Origin of the sequence: Bacillus sp. UMB0728 (assembly GCF_002858875.1) — a bacterium.
Lineage (GTDB): Bacteria > Bacillota > Bacilli > Bacillales > Cytobacillaceae > Bacillus_AB > Bacillus_AB infantis.
Genome location: NZ_PKLA01000001.1, coordinates 425,928 through 445,343 on the forward strand (window position 1 = coordinate 425,928; position 19,416 = coordinate 445,343).

At 45.6% G+C, this 19,416-nt stretch carries 18 protein-coding genes; 8 read left to right on the top strand and 10 right to left on the bottom strand.

Annotated features, from left to right (window positions below):
* The first annotated feature begins 30 nt into the window (after positions 1-30).
* Complete coding sequence (gene ade / locus CYJ37_RS02100; RefSeq protein ID WP_101547723.1) at positions 31-1,791, top strand: adenine deaminase; 1,761 nt, start codon at positions 31-33, stop codon at positions 1,789-1,791.
* 68 nt (positions 1,792-1,859) lie between these two features.
* Here ade and CYJ37_RS02105 read toward each other — a convergent pair whose 3' ends face one another.
* Together CYJ37_RS02105 and htpG are read right to left on the bottom strand one after the other, a co-directional pair.
* Positions 1,860-2,747, bottom strand: coding sequence for a vanadium-dependent haloperoxidase (locus CYJ37_RS02105; protein ID WP_101547724.1), 888 nt, complete (start codon positions 2,745-2,747; stop codon positions 1,860-1,862).
* Between the two features lie 151 nt (positions 2,748-2,898).
* Positions 2,899-4,770, bottom strand: a complete 1,872-nt coding sequence (gene htpG / locus CYJ37_RS02110; protein ID WP_101547725.1) for a molecular chaperone HtpG — start codon at positions 4,768-4,770, stop codon at positions 2,899-2,901.
* A gap of 244 nt (positions 4,771-5,014) precedes the next feature.
* On the opposite strand from htpG, the gene CYJ37_RS02115 reads away from it, so the two are divergent.
* From CYJ37_RS02115 to CYJ37_RS02140, 6 genes are all read left to right on the top strand, one after another.
* Positions 5,015-6,013: a glycosyltransferase gene (locus CYJ37_RS02115; protein ID WP_180827228.1), complete on the top strand. Its 999-nt coding sequence runs from the start codon at positions 5,015-5,017 to the stop codon at positions 6,011-6,013.
* 46 nt (positions 6,014-6,059) lie between these two features.
* On the top strand, positions 6,060-7,109 hold the full coding sequence (gene selD / locus CYJ37_RS02120; protein WP_083783106.1) for a selenide, water dikinase SelD: 1,050 nt from the start codon (positions 6,060-6,062) through the stop codon (positions 7,107-7,109).
* A 114-nt stretch (positions 7,110-7,223) separates the two neighbouring features.
* Positions 7,224-8,126 carry a phosphate/phosphite/phosphonate ABC transporter substrate-binding protein gene (gene phnD, locus CYJ37_RS02125; RefSeq protein ID WP_101547727.1) on the top strand — a complete coding sequence of 301 codons (903 nt, stop codon included), beginning with the start codon at positions 7,224-7,226 and terminating at the stop codon, positions 8,124-8,126.
* A gap of 11 nt (positions 8,127-8,137) precedes the next feature.
* The gene (gene phnE / locus CYJ37_RS02130) at positions 8,138-8,893 is read left to right on the top strand and encodes a phosphonate ABC transporter, permease protein PhnE (RefSeq protein ID WP_101547728.1); all 756 of its coding nucleotides are present in this window, start codon (positions 8,138-8,140) and stop codon (positions 8,891-8,893) included.
* Positions 8,894-8,908: 15 nt separating this feature from the next.
* A complete protein-coding gene (phnC, locus tag CYJ37_RS02135; protein ID WP_009793894.1) occupies positions 8,909-9,661 on the top strand; it encodes a phosphonate ABC transporter ATP-binding protein in 753 nt (250 codons plus the stop codon).
* An 83-nt stretch (positions 9,662-9,744) separates the two neighbouring features.
* The gene (locus CYJ37_RS02140; RefSeq protein WP_050767302.1) at positions 9,745-10,347 is read left to right on the top strand and encodes a polysaccharide deacetylase family protein; all 603 of its coding nucleotides are present in this window, start codon (positions 9,745-9,747) and stop codon (positions 10,345-10,347) included.
* A 21-nt stretch (positions 10,348-10,368) separates the two neighbouring features.
* On the opposite strand, the gene CYJ37_RS02145 is transcribed toward CYJ37_RS02140, so the two are convergent.
* The 7 genes from CYJ37_RS02145 to CYJ37_RS02175 form a co-directional block, all read right to left on the bottom strand.
* The gene (locus CYJ37_RS02145) at positions 10,369-10,884 is read right to left on the bottom strand and encodes an NUDIX domain-containing protein (protein WP_094769255.1); all 516 of its coding nucleotides are present in this window, start codon (positions 10,882-10,884) and stop codon (positions 10,369-10,371) included.
* Positions 10,885-10,982: 98 nt separating this feature from the next.
* The gene (gene mnmH / locus CYJ37_RS02150; protein WP_009793891.1) at positions 10,983-12,029 is read right to left on the bottom strand and encodes a tRNA 2-selenouridine(34) synthase MnmH; all 1,047 of its coding nucleotides are present in this window, start codon (positions 12,027-12,029) and stop codon (positions 10,983-10,985) included.
* A 218-nt stretch (positions 12,030-12,247) separates the two neighbouring features.
* A complete protein-coding gene (locus CYJ37_RS02155) occupies positions 12,248-13,672 on the bottom strand; it encodes an FAD-binding domain-containing protein (RefSeq protein WP_101547729.1) in 1,425 nt (474 codons plus the stop codon).
* A gap of 224 nt (positions 13,673-13,896) precedes the next feature.
* Complete coding sequence (locus tag CYJ37_RS02160) at positions 13,897-14,991, bottom strand: branched-chain amino acid aminotransferase (RefSeq protein WP_022543841.1); 1,095 nt, start codon at positions 14,989-14,991, stop codon at positions 13,897-13,899.
* Positions 14,992-15,177: 186 nt separating this feature from the next.
* The gene (locus tag CYJ37_RS02165; protein ID WP_101547730.1) at positions 15,178-15,774 is read right to left on the bottom strand and encodes a branched-chain amino acid aminotransferase; all 597 of its coding nucleotides are present in this window, start codon (positions 15,772-15,774) and stop codon (positions 15,178-15,180) included.
* Between the two features lie 135 nt (positions 15,775-15,909).
* Positions 15,910-17,322 (bottom strand): flavin monoamine oxidase family protein, encoded by a 1,413-nt coding sequence (locus CYJ37_RS02170; RefSeq protein ID WP_142385212.1) that lies wholly within the window; start codon positions 17,320-17,322, stop codon positions 15,910-15,912.
* A 163-nt stretch (positions 17,323-17,485) separates the two neighbouring features.
* Complete coding sequence (locus tag CYJ37_RS02175; RefSeq protein ID WP_094769261.1) at positions 17,486-18,112, bottom strand: flavodoxin family protein; 627 nt, start codon at positions 18,110-18,112, stop codon at positions 17,486-17,488.
* A 226-nt stretch (positions 18,113-18,338) separates the two neighbouring features.
* Here CYJ37_RS02175 and CYJ37_RS02180 point away from each other — a divergent pair, with 226 nt between their 5' ends.
* Complete coding sequence (locus CYJ37_RS02180; RefSeq protein ID WP_101547732.1) at positions 18,339-18,875, top strand: ribonuclease H-like YkuK family protein; 537 nt, start codon at positions 18,339-18,341, stop codon at positions 18,873-18,875.
* A 5-nt stretch (positions 18,876-18,880) separates the two neighbouring features.
* Here CYJ37_RS02180 and CYJ37_RS02185 read toward each other — a convergent pair whose 3' ends face one another.
* Positions 18,881-19,345: a CoxG family protein gene (locus CYJ37_RS02185; protein WP_101547733.1), complete on the bottom strand. Its 465-nt coding sequence runs from the start codon at positions 19,343-19,345 to the stop codon at positions 18,881-18,883.
* Between the last annotated feature and the right edge of the window lie 71 nt (positions 19,346-19,416).

Here is a 19,416-nt window from a genome sequence, read left to right on the forward strand (position 1 = left end):
ATAAAGTACTTCCTTTTTAGGAGGATAAAAATGATAAAAGAACGATTGATACGCCGGATTGCAGTGGCTGCCGGCAGAGAGCCTGCTGATTTGGTCATTAAAAATGGAAAGATCATAGATGTTTTTAACGGTGAGGTCATTTATGGGGATATTGCCATTGCAGACGGGTATATCGCGGGCATTGGCGAGTATGAGGGCCATAAGATTGCCGATGCAAAAGGAAGCTATATTTCTCCTGGATTCATTGACGGCCATGTCCATATTGAATCCTCCCTTCTGTCCCCCGGGGAATTTGCCAGGGTGCTGCTGACTCATGGTGTGACTGCTGCTGTGGCAGATCCGCATGAAATTGCGAATGTATCAGGCATTTCCGGTCTGCAGTACATGCTGGATGCTTCTGAAGGACTGCCTTTTGATTTTTATTTAATGCTGCCTTCCTCAGTTCCTGCTGCTGATTTTGAATATGCCGGTGCAAGGCTGGATTCTCTTGATCTAAAGCCATTCTTTAGCCATCCCAGAGTTCTTGGGCTTGGAGAAGTCATGAACTACCCTGCTATATTGAATGCACAAACTGACATGATCGAGAAAATCATTGCAGCAGAATCTGCCGGGAAAAAAATCGATGGCCATGCTGCAGGCTTAGGCGCATCCGGGTTAAATGTGTATAGTGCTGCGGGCATCCGCACCGATCATGAAGCAATAACCGCTGAAGAAGCAAAGGAAAGATTGCGTAAAGGGATGTATTTGATGATCCGCGAAGGAACTGCAGCAAAGGATCTTGAGAAACTGCTGCCTGCAGTCAATCAGCAGAACAGCCGCAGATGTCTGTTTGTCACAGATGACAAGCATTTGGATGACCTGCTTGAGGAAGGAAGCATTGACCACCATATCAGGCTGGCAGTGAAGTCAGGCCTCCCTCCTATAACTGCCATTCAAATGGCGACCCTGAATGCAGCAGAGTGTTTTGGTTTGAAGAATCAGGGAGCACTGGCCCCTGGGTATAAAGCTGATATGGTTTTCCTTGAATCGCTTGAAGAGCTGATCATTGAGCGGGTATTTAAAGAAGGCGTTGAAGTCGTTTCTGCTGGTAAACTTTTGCCAAAAGGCTGTTTTAGAGGCGTGCCTCCTGCAGCCATGCTCAAAAATACGGTAAAAATAAGCATTACCCGCCAGGAAGATTTAAAAATCAGAATGACAGGAAATAAAGCCAACGTCATAGAGATTCTCCCTGGAAGCCTGGTTACCAGGCATATAATTGAGGAAATTGATCTGGACAGCCAAAACAGCTTTCAGCCCTCCACATCAAGGGATCTTTTGAATCTGGCCGTCATTGAGCGCCACCGTGCAGCTGGGCATATCGGATTGGGAATTGTTAAAGGGCTCGGCCTTCAATCCGGAGCGATTGCCTCTACGGTAGCCCATGATTCACACAACCTCATCATTGCAGGCACAAATGATAAAGATATGTTAGCTGCTCTAAGGGCTGTGGAGGATATGCAGGGCGGCCTTGCTGTCATTGAGGAAGGCGAAATGCTTGCCTCGCTGAAGCTGCCTGTTTCGGGACTTATGTCCGATCAGTCTTATGAAGAAGCAGCGTCTATGCTGGCAGACGTCAATAACGCCCTGAAACATCTAGGTGCAAAAAAAGATGTTAACCCTTTTTTGGCATTATCCTTCCTGGCTCTTCCTGTTATCCCGGAAATTAAATTAACTGCCTCCGGATTATTCAGTGTTTCTCAATCTGCTTTTATTCCAATTGAAGCAAACCACAAGCCGGGATTGAATCTTTAATGCGGTAAATGATTTTCAAAATGAAAAGCTGGACTAAAATCCAGCTTTTGGTCGGGCGTAATTAGTTTTTAAAATTTCAAGTATGGTTTAGCAGCTTCAGTATTCTTTTTAACTCCAACATCAGCATCCCTTGTAAGCGACAGGCATCTTTCATTAAAGTCAAACGGGATAGCCTGCTGGTAATCCTCTGAAAGGATGTTTGCGTTCCGGTACTTGCTGTCAGATAAATCCAGAATTTGCCCCCGCTCGTCTGACTGGCGTTTCAGGTGGCTGACAATCACTTTTCCAATATGTCTTCCAAGCCTCAGCCCTTCATCATTATCCGAAGGGAAGTGGACTCCTGCATATAGCCGGCTAATGGCGTCTTCTTTTGAGATCCTTTTAATCTTTCCTGCTTCTTTAGGGAAAAAATAGGTCAGCATGACTTCTGCACAGCCTGACATGACTGCATGCCCTGAAGGATAGGCAGGGAACCTCGGGGTGCACAGCAATGTTTCAAGTGTCTGGTCATACTGATTGGGCCTTGCTGCATCCCAAAGGTATTTTAAATGCCAGGTAACCACCATACTGTCATTTATAGCACCTTGAACAACAGCAAGAATCCTTGCCGCTTGGGTTGGACCGACACCATACGTATCGATCAGCTTGTCAATGACTGGTGTCCATTGCTTTGTCGGAACACCTGTACCATAATAAATGCCGATCTTCTTTTGCTGAGGTGTCAGGTTGTTCAATGTCCGCTGAACGATTTTTAATTCACGATGAAAATCGATATAGTGAGGATCTTTAATTGGTAAAACGATTTTTTTGTAATTGGGATCAAGAAAATGGCCGTCACTGTCCCTTTTTAAAAAGATCAGCGGCCAGGAACCGGCATATGGCGTAACACCTTCTGATGGCGGTTTTCTTTCTCCAGCATAAGGATGCTCAGACCATCGCAAATAATTTTCTTTCATTATTTTCACCTCCTTGCCTGATGTAACAGCTTATGAAATCGGTTTGCTTTGTGGATAGGCGTAATAGCAGAATTCAGAAAAAATAACAAAAAAGACGAACTCTCATGGTCTATGAAAGTTCGTCTTTCTCATTATTGTGCAGGATCAAAGGTCAATTCATAACCTTGCATATATCATTCGTAAACTCCACAGGATCGCTGATCGGCAATCCTTCAATCAGCAAAGCCTGGTTGTATAATAGATTGGTGTATAGTGCCAGCTTCTCTTTGTCATTTGCAAACGCATTCTGCAGTGAAGCAAAAACCTCATGATTGGGATTGATTTCCAGAATTTTCTCAGCTTGTACATTTTGGCTGTCAGGCATGCTGTTCAGAATCTTTTCCATTTCAATGGTCAGATCCCCTTCTGCTGCCAGGCAGACAGGATGGCTTTTCAGTCTCCTGGAAGCACGGACTTCCTTTACCTTCCCTGCCAGCAGATCCTTCATGCTTGTGAACATTTCCTGATAGGCTTTTTCTTCGCTTTTATCATTTTCCTCAGCTTCAATCCCCAAATCTGAGCTGGATACAGACTTGAATTCCTTCTCTTTGTAGTTCAACAGCATCTTGATGGCAAATTCATCGATATCTTCGGTAAAGTACAATATTTCATAACCTTTGTCGGCGACAAGCTCTGTCTGCGGGAGCTTTTCAATCCGGCTGATGGATTCCCCGGCAGCATAATAAATATACTTCTGGTCCTCAGGCATTCTAGAAATATATTCATCCAGTGTGACTAGCTTGTTTTCTTTTGAAGAATGGAACATCAGCAGATCCTGGAGCATATCCTTGTTGCTGCCGAAATCGCTGTATACCCCGTATTTCAGCTGCCTGCCGAAAGACTCGTAAAATGCTTCGTATTTCTCCCGATCATTCTTCAGCATAGACTGCAGTTCGCTTTTAATCTTTTTCCCGAGATTCTTTGCAATAAGCTTCAGCTGGCGGTCCTGCTGGAGGATTTCGCGCGAGATATTCAGGGACAGATCCTCTGAATCAACAATTCCTTTCACAAAGCTGAAATAATCAGGAAGCAGCTCGGCACACTTGTTCATAATCAGAACGCCATTTGAATACAGCTCAAGCCCCTTTTCGTATTCTTTGGAATAATAATCGAACGGAATTTTCTCTGGAATAAAGAGCACCGCATTATAGCGGATGGTACCGTCAACATTGATATGAATGGACTTCAGCGGCTTATCAAAACCAAAATGCTTTTCTGCATAAAACTTTTCATAGTCTTCTTCCGTCAGCTCACTTTTATTTTTTCTCCAGATCGGCACCATACTGTTGATGGTCTGTTCTTCCGTGTAATCCTCAAATTCACCATCTGAGCCTTCCTTAGGCCGCCTGCCTGGCACATCCATCAGGATAGGATAGCGGATAAAATCGGAATACTTTTTGACGATGCTCTTTAGTGAATACTCTTCAAGAAATTCATCATAATTCTCTTCTTCTGTATTTTCTTTAATTTTCAAGATGATCTCTGTTCCTGTTTCTTCCTTGACGGCAGGCTCGATTGAGAAGCCTTCTGCTCCCTCTGACTCCCATTTGTATGCTTCTGTGCTCCCATGGGCCCTGCTGATGACAGTAACGGAGTCTGCAGCCATGAAGGCTGCATAAAAGCCGACCCCGAATTGGCCGATGATATCATAGCCGTCTTTTAGCTCAGTATTGGTTTTGAAATTCAATGAGCCGCTCTTGGCGATAACGCCCAGGTTATCCTCAAGTTCTTCCTTTGTCATCCCGATCCCGGTATCTTTAATGACAAGAGTGCGGCTTTCTTTGTCAGGGGTAATTTTTATGTAATAGTTTTCTTTGTTGAAGCTGATTGAATCATCTGTCAGTGCTTTGTAATACAGCTTGTCAATGGCATCGCTGCTGTTTGAGATCAGCTCTCTTAAAAATACTTCTTTTTTGGAATAGATGGAATGGATCATCATCTCCAGCAGTCTTTTTGATTCTGCTTTGAATTGCTGCTTTACCATTTTATTTCTCCCTCCCTGAATATGTTGAAGTTACATTAGCACTCTTTGAAGCTGAGTGCTAATTTTTTAATATCATATAACCTTTTGCTCTGTCAACTATCCCTTGGATAACTGTGCATTTCTCTTGATTTCAAGAGGTATTCCGGTATAATTTTGAGGGTATGTATATACTACTGATTGTGTATGCTTTAGCGGCAGGCGGCTGTCAGTTTTTGCAGCAGAGAATCGGCATAAAAGGAGTGACATGATGAAGATTATTTTGGCTTCTCCCAATTTCCATCAGGAACGTGGAAATACAATTACCGTTAAAAGAATATCTGACGGCCTCCGCAGGCTTGGAGCAGATACAAAAATTGTTTCTTCAACAGAAAGACCCGCATCCCCCCTTCCACAGGGAGATATCGTCCATGGTTTTCATGCTTACCGCTTTTTCCTTTACAAGAAAGAGCTTGGTATGCCGATAGATAACTATGTGATCACAATGACAGGAACCGACCTGAATCAGGATCTTTTTCATCATGAAAGGCGGCAGGATATAATCAGGACGCTTCAGGAAGCAAAAGCCGTTACAGTCTTCAATGAACAGGCAAAGCAGCTTCTCATTAGCGAAGTTCCCGATGCTGAAGCAAAGGTCTATGTGATTCCACAAGGAAGAAGTCAGTTTGAAATGATGGAGCCTGTTTTTAAGAAAGAGCAAAATACATTTGTCTTCCTGCTTCCAGCCGGGATCAGGAAAATCAAGAATATCCCGTTCGCAATCACATCCCTAAAAAAACTGCATGACAGGTATCCCCATATCCGTTTAGTGATTTCAGGTCCTGTCATTGAAGAAGAAGAAGGATCATACGTGAAAAAGCTGGCGGAACAGGAAGATTGGATCGACTATATCGGCCAGATTCCCCACAGTAAAATGGGAAGTCTTTACGAATGTGCAGATGCCCTCCTGAACACTTCTATTTCCGAGGGACAGCCGGCAGCCATCATAGAAGCGATGGATTGCGGATTGCCTGTATTAGTTTCAGCCAATGAAGGAAACATAAGCCTTGTAAAGCACGGAACCACCGGATTTGTTTATCAGAATGAAGTCGAATTTCTTGCTTATGCCGAGCGCTTGATCAATAATTACGAGATAAGAAAAAAACTTGGAGCTGCTGCTGAAAATTACATAGCAGAACACCACTCTAATGTATCTGAGGCCGAAAGTATGCTGAGGATATACAGCAGGGTGCTTGCCCCTTCCTGAACAGCTTGTTTGGGACAGCCCTTGTTTAATGAAAGGAGAGGAATTCATGTCCAGAGAAGAAATCATCAAATTGACTTCGCTATCAACAAAAGGGGGCTGAGGATGCAAAATTGGTCCTGAGGACCTGGCGCAGGTTCTGCGTCATTTGCCCAAAGCTGTACCTGATCCAAATCTGCTTGTCGGGCTTGATACTTCCGATGATGCAGGAGTATATAAAATAAGCGATGATGTTGCTTTAGTGCAGACGCTCGACTTTTTCACACCGATTGTGGATGACCCTTATATGTTCGGCCAGATTGCGGCTGCAAACTCATTAAGCGATGTCTATGCAATGGGCGGAAAACCGATCACAGTTATGAATATCGTAGGATTCCCTATCAGCACTCTTGATAAGAGCATCCTTGCTGACATCCTGGCAGGAGCATCAGACAAAGTCATGGAATCAGGGGCCGCCCTTGTCGGAGGACACTCGATCGATGACCAGGAGCCCAAATTCGGACTCTCAGTCACAGGTGTTGTGCATCCGGATAAAATCAGGGCCAATGCCGGCGCTAAGCCTGGCGACCGTTTGATTTTGACAAAGCCGATCGGTGTCGGCATCCTTACGACAGCGATCAAGCGGGACCTGCTCGAGAAGGAAGATATCGATCTTGTCATGAACGTAATGGCTGCACTTAATAAAGATGCCGCAGAAGCAATGGAAAGCTTCCAGGTGAATGCCTGTACCGATGTGACTGGCTTTGGCCTCCTCGGCCATGCGATCGAGCTTGCTGAAGGCAGCGGAGCCGGTGTTATCATCAACAGCGGTAGTGTACCGGTCCTTCCAAGGACACGTGAGCTAGCAGAACAGAATATCATTCCTGGCGGTTCAAGGAAGAACCACAAATGGCTGTCAGGGCGGATTGAGTACAATCCTGATATTGATGAAACAACCCAGCTGATTCTGTGTGATGCCATCACTTCAGGCGGGCTGCTGATTTCTGTGCCTGAGGCGGAAGCTGAAGCACTGCAAAAGGCCCTTGAAGAAAGAAATGTCACTTCTGCTATCATCGGCGAAGTAACAGATCAATCTCCCGGGAAGATTAAAGTATTGTAAAAGGACTCGATTAGAGTCCTTTTTTAAGGGGTATGGGATGTCAGGCAGATTTGCTTAAAGCTTATGCTGCCTCTCTGCCCATCCCCCCAATTATATTAATGAGGTGTTTTATTGATGAAAAAATGGCTAATGACTGCAGCTGCCTTTACGCTGATCATGATTCTTGCCGCTTGCGGTTCAGAGGAAGGCACAGAACAAAAAGAAAACAGCAATAATAATGAAGAAGCTTTCACAATCGGCGTCATACCGGTACAAACGGAAGGTGCAATGGAAACGGCCATGGACAAGCTTCAGTCGATCCTTGAAAAAGAGCTGGACAGGAAAGTGGATGTTGAGGTTTATCCTGATTATAATGGCGTAGTTGAAGCGATGAACTACGATAAAATCGATATGGCCTATTTTGGACCGCTTACATATGTGGTTGCACATGAAAAAAGTGGTGCTGAAGCAATCATCACCCAGCTGATAGATGGAGAGCCTTTCTACCATTCATATATCGTCACACATAAAGACAGCCCGTACAATAACATGGAAGACATGGTAGCAGCAGCAGGAGAAATTGATTTTGCTTTTGGCGATATCAATTCAACGTCCGGCTCCCTTATCCCTTCCATTGAACTGCAGGATCAGGGTGTTTATACATCCGAGGATGACAATAAGTTCAAATCAGTCAGATTCACAGGTTCCCATGATGCTACAGCCCTGGCTGTCCAAAACAAGCAGGTGGATGCCGGTGCGATTGACAGCGCCATCTACAATCAGCTTGTAGATTCAGGGAAAATTGATGGAGAGCAGTTTAAGACAATCTGGGAATCCGAGAAACTTTTCCAGTATCCTTGGGCAGTTCATCAAGATACAGATAAAGAAACAATAGAAAAGCTTCAGGAAACATTCCTGGCGATCGATGATAAAGAAGTGCTTGATGCGTTTGGCGCAACAGGTTTTACCGAGGCTTCCAATGAACAGTATGAAAGCATCAGGGAAGCAGCTGTCAAACAGGGAATCATTAACGAATAGAGCTGATTATTGTGTGGTTTAAACAGCGTAGTATTTTTACTGTTCTTCTGCTGGCACTGGCTGTATACGCCAGTGCCCGTCTTACAGAGTTTGATCTGACTAAATTCCGTGATTTCCGGAATATGATCGACTTTTTATCGCAGTGGTTTCCAATGGATTTCTCGCTCCTGCCCCGGATGCTCCAGGATAGCATGGAAACATTGGCGATGGCATTTCTGGGGAGCTTCCTCGGCCTGCTGGCGGCATTGCCGCTCAGTTTCCTGGCTGCAAGGAACACTTCCCCATCGAAAGCAGTCTATCATGTGACAAGGCTAGGCCTCAGTTTCGTCCGCTCAGTGCCGGAGATCGTCTTTGGGCTGATCCTTCTTACGGCCTTGGGCCTTGGGCCTTTTCCTGCTGTACTGGCCATTTTGTTCCATAATGCCGGTGTACTTGGAAAGCTGATATCAGAACTGATAGAGTCCTCAGAGCGCGGGCCGCAGGAAGCCATGCGGGCAGTCGGCGCCAAAAGCTGGTTTGCCTCCCTGTTCAGCATCCTGCCGCAAATTTGGCCTAATGTGCTGTCCCAGTTTTTCTACCGGTTCGAGGTAGCGATCCGTACCTCTCTGATTCTTGGTTTTATCGGCGGAGGCGGAATAGGACAGAGATTGTTCAATGATTTCAAGACCTTCCATTATTCTGCCGTTTCTCTCGATGTGCTGATTATTATGGTCATAGTCGTAATCGTCGATTTGTTTGGAAGCTTTGTCAGAAATAAAGTGATTTAAAAGGAGGCTGGGCTTATGATCAAGCTGGAGAATGTTACCGTACGTTATCCGAAGGCTGACTCCCCTGCCCTGCATAACATAAACCTTGAACTGAACCAAGGAGAATTCATATGTGTACTTGGAAAAAGCGGTGCCGGGAAGTCTACACTGATCCGCTGCATGAATGGGCTCCAGAAGCCTTCTGCTGGGGAAGTATACTTTCAGGGCAAGCCGGTATCCGGCAAATCTGCCGAGGAAGAACGGCTTGTACGGAGGGAAATGGGCATGATCTTTCAGCATTATAATCTCATCCCCCGTCTGACAGTCATGCAAAATGTCCTGACAGGAATGTTTGGCTACAGAAACACTTTCAAAAATCTGATAGGCGCTTTTTCCAGAAAAGAAATTGGACTTGCCCGCAGTGTGATGGAAGATGTCGGCCTGAGTGAGTTTGCCGGAAGGAAAGTTGAACAATTGAGCGGAGGACAGAAGCAGCGCGTCGGCATAGCAAGGGCCCTGCTCCAGTCTCCCAAAGTGTTTCTTGGTGATGAACCTGTGGCAAGCCTTGATCCCGGGACATCAGAGAGGATTTTCTCGCTTCTTCAGTCCCTTCACAGAGAGCATGGCCTTCTGACCATCATTAATGTTCACGATGTTTCCCTCGCAAAGCGCTATGCAACACGCATTCTTGCCTTAAAAGATGGCAGCCTCATCTTTGACGGGAAACCAGATGAATTCACAGATGAATTGTATAAACAGACCTATGGGGCTGAATTTATTCCGGTCTGATCCGGGGAAGGAGAATACTTATGACAAAAAGTCCTTGAGTGGTTGATGAGACAAGAGTCGTGTACGACTCAGCAGATAATGAAGTGTTATCAAAATTACAGCCCGGTGAAAAGCCGTCAGTGGTTTTAACCTTTGATGACGGACCTGGCAGGCATTTGCATTCCATTTTGGACAGCCTGGCAGCGGAAAATGCATATGCCGCTTTTTTCTGGCAGACACGGCTTCTGTATCCTGAAAGGCCATGGGAAAGAGTGCTCGATGAAGGGCATATCATTGGAACTCATTCATCCCGCCACAAAAATATGGCTGCTCTCTCCTGTGAGGATCAATATAAGGACCTGGAAACCAGCAAAGAGAAGATCCGCCGGGTTACCGGAAAGGCGCCTGTATTCTTCCGTCCGCCTTTTGGCCAGTATAATGAAGCTACCCTTAAGGCGGCCAATGAACTCGAATTGACCCCTGTAATGTGGCGAATTGCATCCCTTGATTGGGAGCTTAAAGGAAACCCGGAAAAAATCATTTGCAATGTAACTGATCATCTGGAAGATGGAGCCATTATCCTCCTGCATGAACTAAAGCAGACTGCTGATATCCTGCCTGAGTTATTAAAAGAGATCAAACTCAAAGGATATAGCTTTGCCTCCCTCCAGCCAGGAAAGAACAAAAGGAAAGCGCCCGGAGCATAACCCTCCGGATGCTTTTTGCTTTTAGTGGTTGATTAGCATAACTTTAAGCTCTTCGAGTACAAAATTTTCCCTTTTTAGCCAAGTATGATTTTTTATTTTCCCGATGGCTTTCTTATTTTCTTCTATTGCTTCATCAATGGCCACCCATTTGGGTATGAATCCCAGCTCTGCTTCATATGTATCCAGCTGCTGCGCTGCCAAAGCGAAATCATTTAATTCACAGATATAAAAATGTGAATTCATTTGAAAAATGAAGCGGTCATCATATTCGTCGATACGCCTTTCAACGACTTCCCCAGCCTTTTCTTTAACCCTGCAGCTTGTGTAGCCTGTTTCCTCTGCAACTTCCCTGATCAGTGCTTCCGTGCAGGCTTCTCCTTCCTCTACCCCTCCTCCGGGAAATTTATAGCCTCCTGTAATTGTCTGCAGAAGAAGGATCAGATCATCTTGTATAATGATTGCCCTGACCGCTTCCCGTATTTTAATTTGCCTGTCTATGTTTGTATCAGATAAGCCCAAAAGTTTGTAAAAAGCCAATCATACCCCCACCTTATCATCTCATTAGGTTAATTTTACCATTAAAAGCAAAAATAAATAGGGCTGCATGACAGCATGCAGCCCTATTTATACAAGAATTATTGCGCAACCGGAGATTGTGATAGTACGTACTCTTCTATCTTTTGGGCAGCATCCTCGATATTTGCGGCTTGAATAGTCACGATCCTGTCTTCCGGATACATTTTAGCTGTATGCGTATAACGGGGATCATAATAATATTTAAGGAGCAGCGCAACCGCTGACCCATACTCTTCATCAATGAGATTCTGTTCTATTTCGGCAGCAATCGGTGTGTGGATCCTGTTTTTAATATGGCTGAACGCATTAAAGCATGCTTCAGGATGATCCCATGGCTTGTAATCCTCCAGGATATGGCGGACTCTTTCTTCCATCGGCATCTCAATGAACAGCTGGATCCCCTGTTCCTTCTTTTCAATGATAGATTCAGGGAGCACCACCTTCCCAACCCTTTTGCTCTCAGCTTCAAAAAAGACAAAAGGAGAATCCTGCACCTCGAGCACCTTTCTCAGCAGCCTGCTATCGAACATTTTCTGATTGCTCGGTTCAAGGCCGATATGGCCAAAGATGGAACCGCGGTGCCTGGCAAGTCCCTCGAGATCGATCACACTATAGTCCTTTTCTGCCAGCTTCTCTAGAATGGCCGTTTTCCCTGAACCTGTATAGCCGTTCAAGACGAATGCTTTGGGCTTAAGCTTGAGTCCTTCAAGCGTTTCGACAACCCATCTGCGATGCGCTCTGACACCGCCTTCTAGCCGGTATGTGCGTATGCCCATCAGATCAAGGAGGGTGGCAGAGGTTCTGCTCCTCATCCCGCCTCTCCAGCAGAATACGGCTTTGTCGCCTTCAACGGCATTAAATTCCCTGATAAAATCCGGAAGCTTGGCCGAAACGATTTCCAGACCGCGTTCTTTGGCAGCTTCAACACTCACCTGTTTGTAAATTGTGCCGATTTCAGCCCGCTCTTCATCATTGAACAAAGGTATATTGATGCTTCCCGGTATCGTGCTGTCCTTATACTCAGAAGGAGACCTTACATCTACCAGTACAAGCTTTCGTTTATCCTTCAGTTCTAAAAGTTTCTCAATTCCTACATCCTGGAACAATTTTTATTCCGCCTTTCCTGCTGTTGCATTCTAAGCTTATCTTTACTGCTATCATATAGAAAAGCTGATCACTCACGGGGAGGATCAGCTGGAAAAACATCTTCTTCAACCGAGGGACTTCAGCGGATGAACATCCTGCCCTTTACCTATTATAAAACATTTCGCGGCTAAAAGCATATTTTCAGATTTTCCCCCTGAGCCTTTTCCGGTTTTCAGCTTTAATCGAAATCCCAGGTAAGCTGTTCTTCACTTTCAAGAGCTGCTTTTTTACTTTTAAGTATGTCTTTAGGTTTCTGATCTTTCTTCTGGTCCTCTATTTGCCTTTTTGCTTGCTTAATTGCTTTCCGTACATCACAAATGGGAGCTGGGTATCCAAGCTGAAAAAAACCAGGGTACAGCCAGGGTTCGTGTATATATGCCGCATCCACATCCTTCAGCTCCGGAACATACCGGCGGATAAAGCTTCCATCAGTATCAAGCTCTTTTCCCCATTTGACCGGATCGATGATTTTGACGGTTTTTGAGCCGCTTTTACCGGCAAGAATGCCCATCTCTTTCATGTGAACAGCAGGCTCGTGGTCAAGGAACAAAAGGGCGAGCTCCAGTGCAGCCTTCTCCCAATCTAATAGAAGTATATTACAGGCAAAGCCTGCCAGCATCCTTCTGCTGCTGTAATTGAGCCAGCCGGTTTTGCGCAGGCAGCGCATACTCGCATCAATCGAAGGAATTCCGGTATTTCCTGTCCGCCATTTTTCAAGAAGCTCTGCATCATGCGCTCTGGCGGAATTACTATCGGCTGCATTTGCTTGTGTTTCTTTTTCCTGCCACTGCAATGCCTCACTCCGCTCAAGCAGCTTTGATTGAAAAAGGCTTAGCTGCTGCTTCTCAGTTTCTGTACAGTTTTCCGCCTTCTTTGCGGCTTCATGGTAGGCGAGCCTTGGTGAAATATTACCGTATGCCAGGTACGGGGAAAGCCTGCTGGAAGAGAAAGAAGAAGCGAGCGGTTTTTGATAGTTTTTTTCATAGTTGGCGAGCTGTTCCCCTATGAAAAATTCCAGTGTTTCTATTCCCCTTTTTTCCCCGCCATTTTGTCCAAACCTGATGGCCTCTCCTTTAACTTTCATGCCTAATGCCTTCTGAACAGAAAGATTAAGAAAATCCGGCACCTTTTCCGGAACTCTGACCGCAGCCGGAGGATCTGTCAGCTCCTCAAGCATTGACTCCTGCCAAAGCTTTCTGAACCTGCTCTTGCTCTTTGGTTTTTCCAGCTGGCCTGGAGGATGGAAAGGATAGAAAGGCAGTCCTTTAGACACCATCCACTCCGCAGCCTGTCTGTCAGTATCCGTATCGTATTCCAGGTGGAAAAAAAGGGAGAAATCACCGTATCTTTTCAGTAGCTCTTCGAGTATATCGATGATGGTGCCTTGAGCGGCAAATAATCTTCCTCCAAGACCCCTTAGGCCCTCATCCAGCTGCTCAAGCCCCTCTGCGGCAAATTGGATATGGCGTCTTGAGACTTCCTTCCGGCCTGAAAGCGGTTCTGCTATATATAAAGGGATAACCTCCTCCGCTGAAGCACATGCCTCTGCAAGCGGCCGATGGTCATGAATCCTTAAGTCTTTCCTGAACCATACAATATTCATAAGAAATCACTCCGAAACTAGAATAGCGTCTCTATCCATTATACTGAACTAAGAGAGAAAAAGCTGGGTAAAAGAAAAGCGGAGGCGGCTTATGACTCGAGGCTCTAGCCGCTGGAGCTGGACATAAAGAAAAGCGGAAGCGGATTGACGTAATCAGGAAATGCCAGCAATATAAATAGCCCGGCATTTGCCGGGCTTATTTAAGCATCTTCCAGTATTCAGTCTTACACTTTCGCTGCTGCCGGCTTCTCCACCTTCACCGTCCACCCGAAAGGATCCGCAACTCTGCCATATTGGATGCCAGTCAGTGTATCATACAGCTTCCGGCTCAGCTCCCCGGTTTCTCCATTATTGATGACAAGCTTTTCATCCTGCCATAGAAATTCGCCGATCGGGGAAATGACTGCTGCAGTCCCTGTGCCAAAAGCTTCTTCGAGCTCCCGATTCCGGTAAGCCTGTGCCAGCTCCTCGATGGAAATCCTTTTTTCCGTAACTTGGTGCCCCCATTCTTCAAGCAGGGCAATGATTGAATTCCTGGTAACCCCTTCAAGAATGCTTCCATTCAAAGCCGGCGTGATGATTTCTCCATTCACTTTGAAAAAGACATTCATGCTCCCAACTTCTTCAATATACTTTTTTTCTTTTCCATCCAGCCATAATACCTGGGCATATCCGCCTTTGCCGGCACCCTGCTGGGCTTTCAGGCTTCCGGCATAGTTGCCTCCTGTCTTGGCATTGCCGGTGCCGCCTGGGACGGCCCTGACGAATTCCCTTTCTACCGCGATTCTGACGGGATTGATCCCTTCCTTGTAATAGGCACCGACAGGGGAAAGGATGATGATGAACTGATAGCTTGCAGAAGGAGCCACTCCCAAATATGGTTCTGTGGAAATGACAAAAGGCCTTATATAGAGGGAAGTGCCTTCAGCAGAAGGAACCCACTCTTCTTCGATCATCAGCAGTTTTTTGAGGGCTTCAAGCGCCAGGTCCTCGTCAATGTGCGGTATGCAAAGCCTGCTGTTGGATCTGTTCAGTCTCTCCAGATTTTTTTCCGGCCTGAATAAAAGGATTTCCTGATCTTTTGTCCGGTATGCTTTAAGCCCTTCAAAGACGCTCTGGCCATAATGAAAAATCATGGCTGCCGGATCCAATGTGAGCGGCTGGTAGGGAATGATGCGGGGATCATGCCAGCCGAACCCTTCCTTATAGTCCATCACGAACATATGGTCAGTGAAATTTCTGCCGAATTCCAGTGCCGCTGCTTCCGGCTTGACCTTTTTTTCGTTCCTTAAAGTTACGCTGATCTGGCAATCTGTCATTTTTGAAAACTCCTTTTCTGCTATTATGCTTTGAAGTGCTGAAGGGAATGGGTGAAAAAGAAGCAAATGATGTGAATGCGGTATCGCACCATATCATTTGCACCCTCCCTTGCTTACTTTTCCAATAAATAACCTTTAATAATATTCTTAATATTATGGCAATCCTTTAATTAAATGTCAAGAACTTTATCCTTGCTGACTTTGTGCACCCTCAGCAAGATTAAATAGGAATCCATATACTAGACTGTATGCTTCCCCGACTGACAATCCGCCATGATAACCAGGAAGAGCATCGAGGGAAAAATTTAAATTCCAGATGCCTTCACCTGAATCAAACATCAGATCATAAGCGTCCCCGCTGCCTTCAAGCCCTTTATCCAGGCTGTCTTTGAGGTATTTCTGATACTTCTTCTGCAGTTTTAATCCAAGCATAATATCGTAGTTGCCGAACACATCATCCACTTCAAGAGAGACAGCATCTGCGCCAATGACATCAAACCATTTGGACTCCATGTATACAAACTCGCGTTTATGCTCACGGAAATAGGAAATGGGCTTTTCCAGAAAATCTGGCGATTCTTCAGCAAGGATTTCTTCTGTTTCCTTATCGCCTCTTTCCAAATAAGCCTCCCGGAAGCGGTCTCCCTCATTGCCGATTGTGAATCCATCAGCTGAATCAGAGTCTGTCATTCCGAGATATTCTTTTTCTTTTTCAAAAATCAGGGCAGTCCCTTTCTCTTTTTGTTCTTTTTCTATGTATGAAGCAAGATTTTCTTTTAGCATGAGTATTCTCCTTTTTTAGCGGTTTGCGAATTTCATCCCGGAATTATAACCGGCTTATAAGCAGTATACCATTCCTTTCTGGCTTCACATAACACTATAATCCGGGGCAGGGCAGAGACCCCGGGGAATATAGCTTTATAGAGTGCCTTTATGATGTTCGTCCAAAAGGTCCATCTGCACTTCAAGTGCTGCCCTGCCCCCGCTCTCTACTGCTCCATTCATATAGCCCTGATAAAGGATGGATGTATGCTCCCCGGCAAAATAGCAGCTTCCTTCCTTCTCCATCTCAACTCCTGCAAAACCGGTGTGCTGGCCGACCTTCCTGAAGGAATAGGAACCTCCAGTCCAGCTGCCGGCAATCCAGTAGGATATCAAATCCCTGCCATTAAATTGGTCTGCTGCACCTGTGAACAGCCGTGACAAATCCTGCAGGAATCTCCGCTTATGCTTTTCCTTGCCTTCTTTCATTAACCGAACGGCTTCCTTTCCGCCTGCATAATGTACAAGGATTCCGGCATCCCCCTTTTGTGCCCGGGTAGCTTCAAAGGCAGATTGGAACATATCATTGGTATAGATTGTTCCGGTGCTGGCAAACTTCTCCCAAAATCTGCTGCTGAATTGAAAATGTGCTTTTAAATTATGACCCATGCCAAGCTCTTCTATTGCTTTTGCTTTTAGAGGGCTGAAGCCGCTCTTTGTGTAATCTGTTTGTTTTAAAACAGTAAAGGGAATGGCCATCACGACTTTGCCTGCATAGACTTCCTTCCTTTTCCCAGCCGATTGAAATCCAAGGTGATATCCGCCCTGCCCGAGGGATCTGATGCTTGTAAGCTGGTGGTCATAAAGGATAGACCCGTCCAGTTTTTGCTTTAATTTCTCAATGATCAGGTCGTTCCCGCCCCGCACCCTGTATCTTTCATCAGAGGTGCCGAATACATTGAAATGCGATCCATTCAGCCCTCCTACAAGGCTGATGAGATTAAGTGCGCTCTGTTCAGCACAATCTGCCCCATATTCGATTGTGTATGCATCGCATAAAAGCTGGCCGAACTCAGAGCCAGTTCCTCCCTCTATATTTTGATTGATCCAGTCCACAATCGACATGCTGTCCAGCTCTTTTGCGCGCTTAGAATGCCTGTTATACAACGGAGGGAATTCGCAAAGCCTGTATTCTTCTCTGACAGTGTCAGCTATCCGGCTGTAGAGATCCTCGATCTTTTCTCCGGGGATGCTTGTTCCATTAATAAGATAAAGCGGCTTTCCCCCTTTTTTTTCGAAGCTGGTAAGGTCATCTGTCTGCAAACCGAGTTCAGAGATCAAGCCCAGTATTTCTTTATGGTTGGAATCAATGAACTCTCCTCCGCATTCAGCAAACTGCCCTTCCGCAAAAATAGCCCGGTCTGTCCGGCATCTGCCGCCTGCGTCTGCCTGTGATTCAAATACCACAGCTTCGATTCCTGCCTGCTTCAGCCGGAAAGCACAGGTAAGACCTGCGAGTCCGGCACCGATGATGGCAATAGCATGCTGTTTCATTTCAAACCTGTCCATAATGTCACTCCTGCTGCCAACTTGAAATTGCAAAATATAGCATTCCCTCAATGTCTGTTCTTGAATCTCCTTATTACTGATGAGATTAAGTGTAAATCCTGCATAGAAAACAAAAAGAAACAGAGCAGCCTGAGGGGAGGTCTGCTCTGTTTCTTCTGTACAGCTATCCTTCAATCACATTGCCTTCTGCTGGGATGGGATGGTTTTTCAGCAGACTGGCAAAGTGGAATAAGTTATAGGCCAGAATTTTAGCGTGCTGTTTAGTAAAGCTGTTTTTATAGCCTTCCGCCTCGATGAATGAAGGGCCCGGGCCTGCTTCCCCTACCCAATAGGCATCCACATTCGGCGGGATGGTAAAGCCGATATGTGATAAACCGTAAATGATGGATTTGGAAGCGTCCTTTGCTCCGTCTTCATTGCCTGTGACAACAGCTCCGCCTACTTTATTATAATAAAGATATTGCCCCTTATCATTTGTCATGCTGCTTGCGCCGTATAGCCTCTCGATTGCCAGTGTGGCAATGCTGCTCTTTTCCCCGAGCCAGATCGGCGTGCCAATGACCAGGATATCCGCTTCTTTGACTTTCTCAAAGATTTCCGGCCATTCATCCCCTTCTCCTTCATCGGCGGAAATCCCATAGGAAATGTTGAAATCTGCAAGCCTGATGGTTTCTGATTCTACTCCAAGGGTATCAAAGTGACCGATTACCTCATCCATCAGCCGCTGGGTATTTGAGGGCTCTGCCCCTGCTTTTAAACTGCAATTCAGGAATAAACTCTTGATTTTCATAACGGTAGCCTCCTTACGTTCTCTCCTGTTATATATCCTCACAGCAATCCGGCAAACATGGAGATGTGCAGAAAAGGCCTTTTAAAAAAAGAACAACATCCTTTGATTACATTAATATAATGTATTACAGCACCTTTAGACACTTGGGTGTACGGTTAAAAAGAACCCGGTATGCCCCGGATGCACGGGTTCTTTCCATAAACCAACTGAAAAGCGGTGATAAAGAGTGAAAACTGATTCGCTTTCTACTTTCAGCTTTCAGAACCTGCAGGAGCATGATCTTACCTTTGAAAAGGTTTTTGAACGCATCCTGCGCTTTATGTCCCGGCAGCCTGCAGGCAATTACAGGCTGATGGTCGGTACAGATTCACAGGTTCATCCCGAGTCGACCCGTTTTATAACGGGGATTGTTATTCAGAATGAAGGAAAAGGGGCCTGGGCCTGCATCAGGAAAACGACTGTTCCCCGGAAGATGCAGCAGCTCCATGAAAGGATTTCGTTCGAAACCTCCCTGACCGAGGAAGTTGTGGCCCTCTTTGATGATGAGAAAAAGAACAGGATGATTGATATCGTTCTGCCACATGTCTACAAAGGAGCTACTTTTGCGATAGAAGGGCATATCGATATCGGCGCCGGGCCGCGGAACAAAACAAGGGAGTACGTAAATGAAATGGTTGCAAGGCTGGAGTCTATGGGTCTTGAGCCAAAAATAAAGCCGGAGGCCTTTGTGGCATCCAGCTATGCAAACCGTTTTACTAAATAGGCAATTTATAATGGAGTCTTGATTTTTCTGTTATAATTTTCTTCAGCTTTCCGGGCAACCGCCTCTGTAAGCTCCACCGTGATGGAAGGCAGGGATGAACTCAATATGCTGTTGGCCATCTTTGCCATAAGGCCCTCGGCCCTAATGGTCAGGCAGCCGGTCATGATATTGGTCCGGTTCTCTTTTTTTGCCCAAAAATAGCCTTCACCTGAAATTTTTTCGTTGATTCCCTCAAGATTGAAAGTGACTTTTTCAGGCTCCTGCCAGGTTACGATCTCCACCTTCAGCTGTATCTTCTTCTTCATGATGCCCACTTCTGTATAAAAGCTCCATGTCGATTCCCGATCATTGATGATCGTATGGTCAATATATCCCGGCACAAGCGGGGCCCAGCGGTCAATATTGCTGACGAATTCCCACAAAGATTCTATCGGTATTTTTACTTCTGCCTGGTGGCTGCAGCTGGCCATATATCAAACTCCCTTTTCTAAATAGGTTCTATTCCACATCTTATTCTGAACCATTTTTCCTTATGCCAGAA

Excerpts from the sequence above, each read along its gene's own strand:
- ade (WP_101547723.1), top strand. The coding sequence starts at position 31 with ATGATAAAAGAACGATTGATACGCCGGATTGCAGTGGCTGCCGGCAGA.
- CYJ37_RS02105 (WP_101547724.1), bottom strand. The coding sequence starts at position 2,747 with ATGAAAGAAAATTATTTGCGATGGTCTGAGCATCCTTATGCTGGAGAA.
- htpG (WP_101547725.1), bottom strand. The coding sequence starts at position 4,770 with ATGGTAAAGCAGCAATTCAAAGCAGAATCAAAAAGACTGCTGGAGATG.
- CYJ37_RS02115 (WP_180827228.1), top strand. The coding sequence starts at position 5,015 with ATGATGAAGATTATTTTGGCTTCTCCCAATTTCCATCAGGAACGTGGA.
- phnD (WP_101547727.1), top strand. The coding sequence starts at position 7,224 with ATGAAAAAATGGCTAATGACTGCAGCTGCCTTTACGCTGATCATGATT.
- phnC (WP_009793894.1), top strand. The coding sequence starts at position 8,909 with ATGATCAAGCTGGAGAATGTTACCGTACGTTATCCGAAGGCTGACTCC.
- CYJ37_RS02155 (WP_101547729.1), bottom strand. The coding sequence starts at position 13,672 with ATGAATATTGTATGGTTCAGGAAAGACTTAAGGATTCATGACCATCGG.
- CYJ37_RS02160 (WP_022543841.1), bottom strand. The coding sequence starts at position 14,991 with ATGACAGATTGCCAGATCAGCGTAACTTTAAGGAACGAAAAAAAGGTC.
- CYJ37_RS02165 (WP_101547730.1), bottom strand. The coding sequence starts at position 15,774 with ATGCTAAAAGAAAATCTTGCTTCATACATAGAAAAAGAACAAAAAGAG.
- CYJ37_RS02170 (WP_142385212.1), bottom strand. The coding sequence starts at position 17,322 with ATGGACAGGTTTGAAATGAAACAGCATGCTATTGCCATCATCGGTGCC.
- CYJ37_RS02175 (WP_094769261.1), bottom strand. The coding sequence starts at position 18,112 with ATGAAAATCAAGAGTTTATTCCTGAATTGCAGTTTAAAAGCAGGGGCA.
- CYJ37_RS02185 (WP_101547733.1), bottom strand. The coding sequence starts at position 19,345 with ATGGCCAGCTGCAGCCACCAGGCAGAAGTAAAAATACCGATAGAATCT.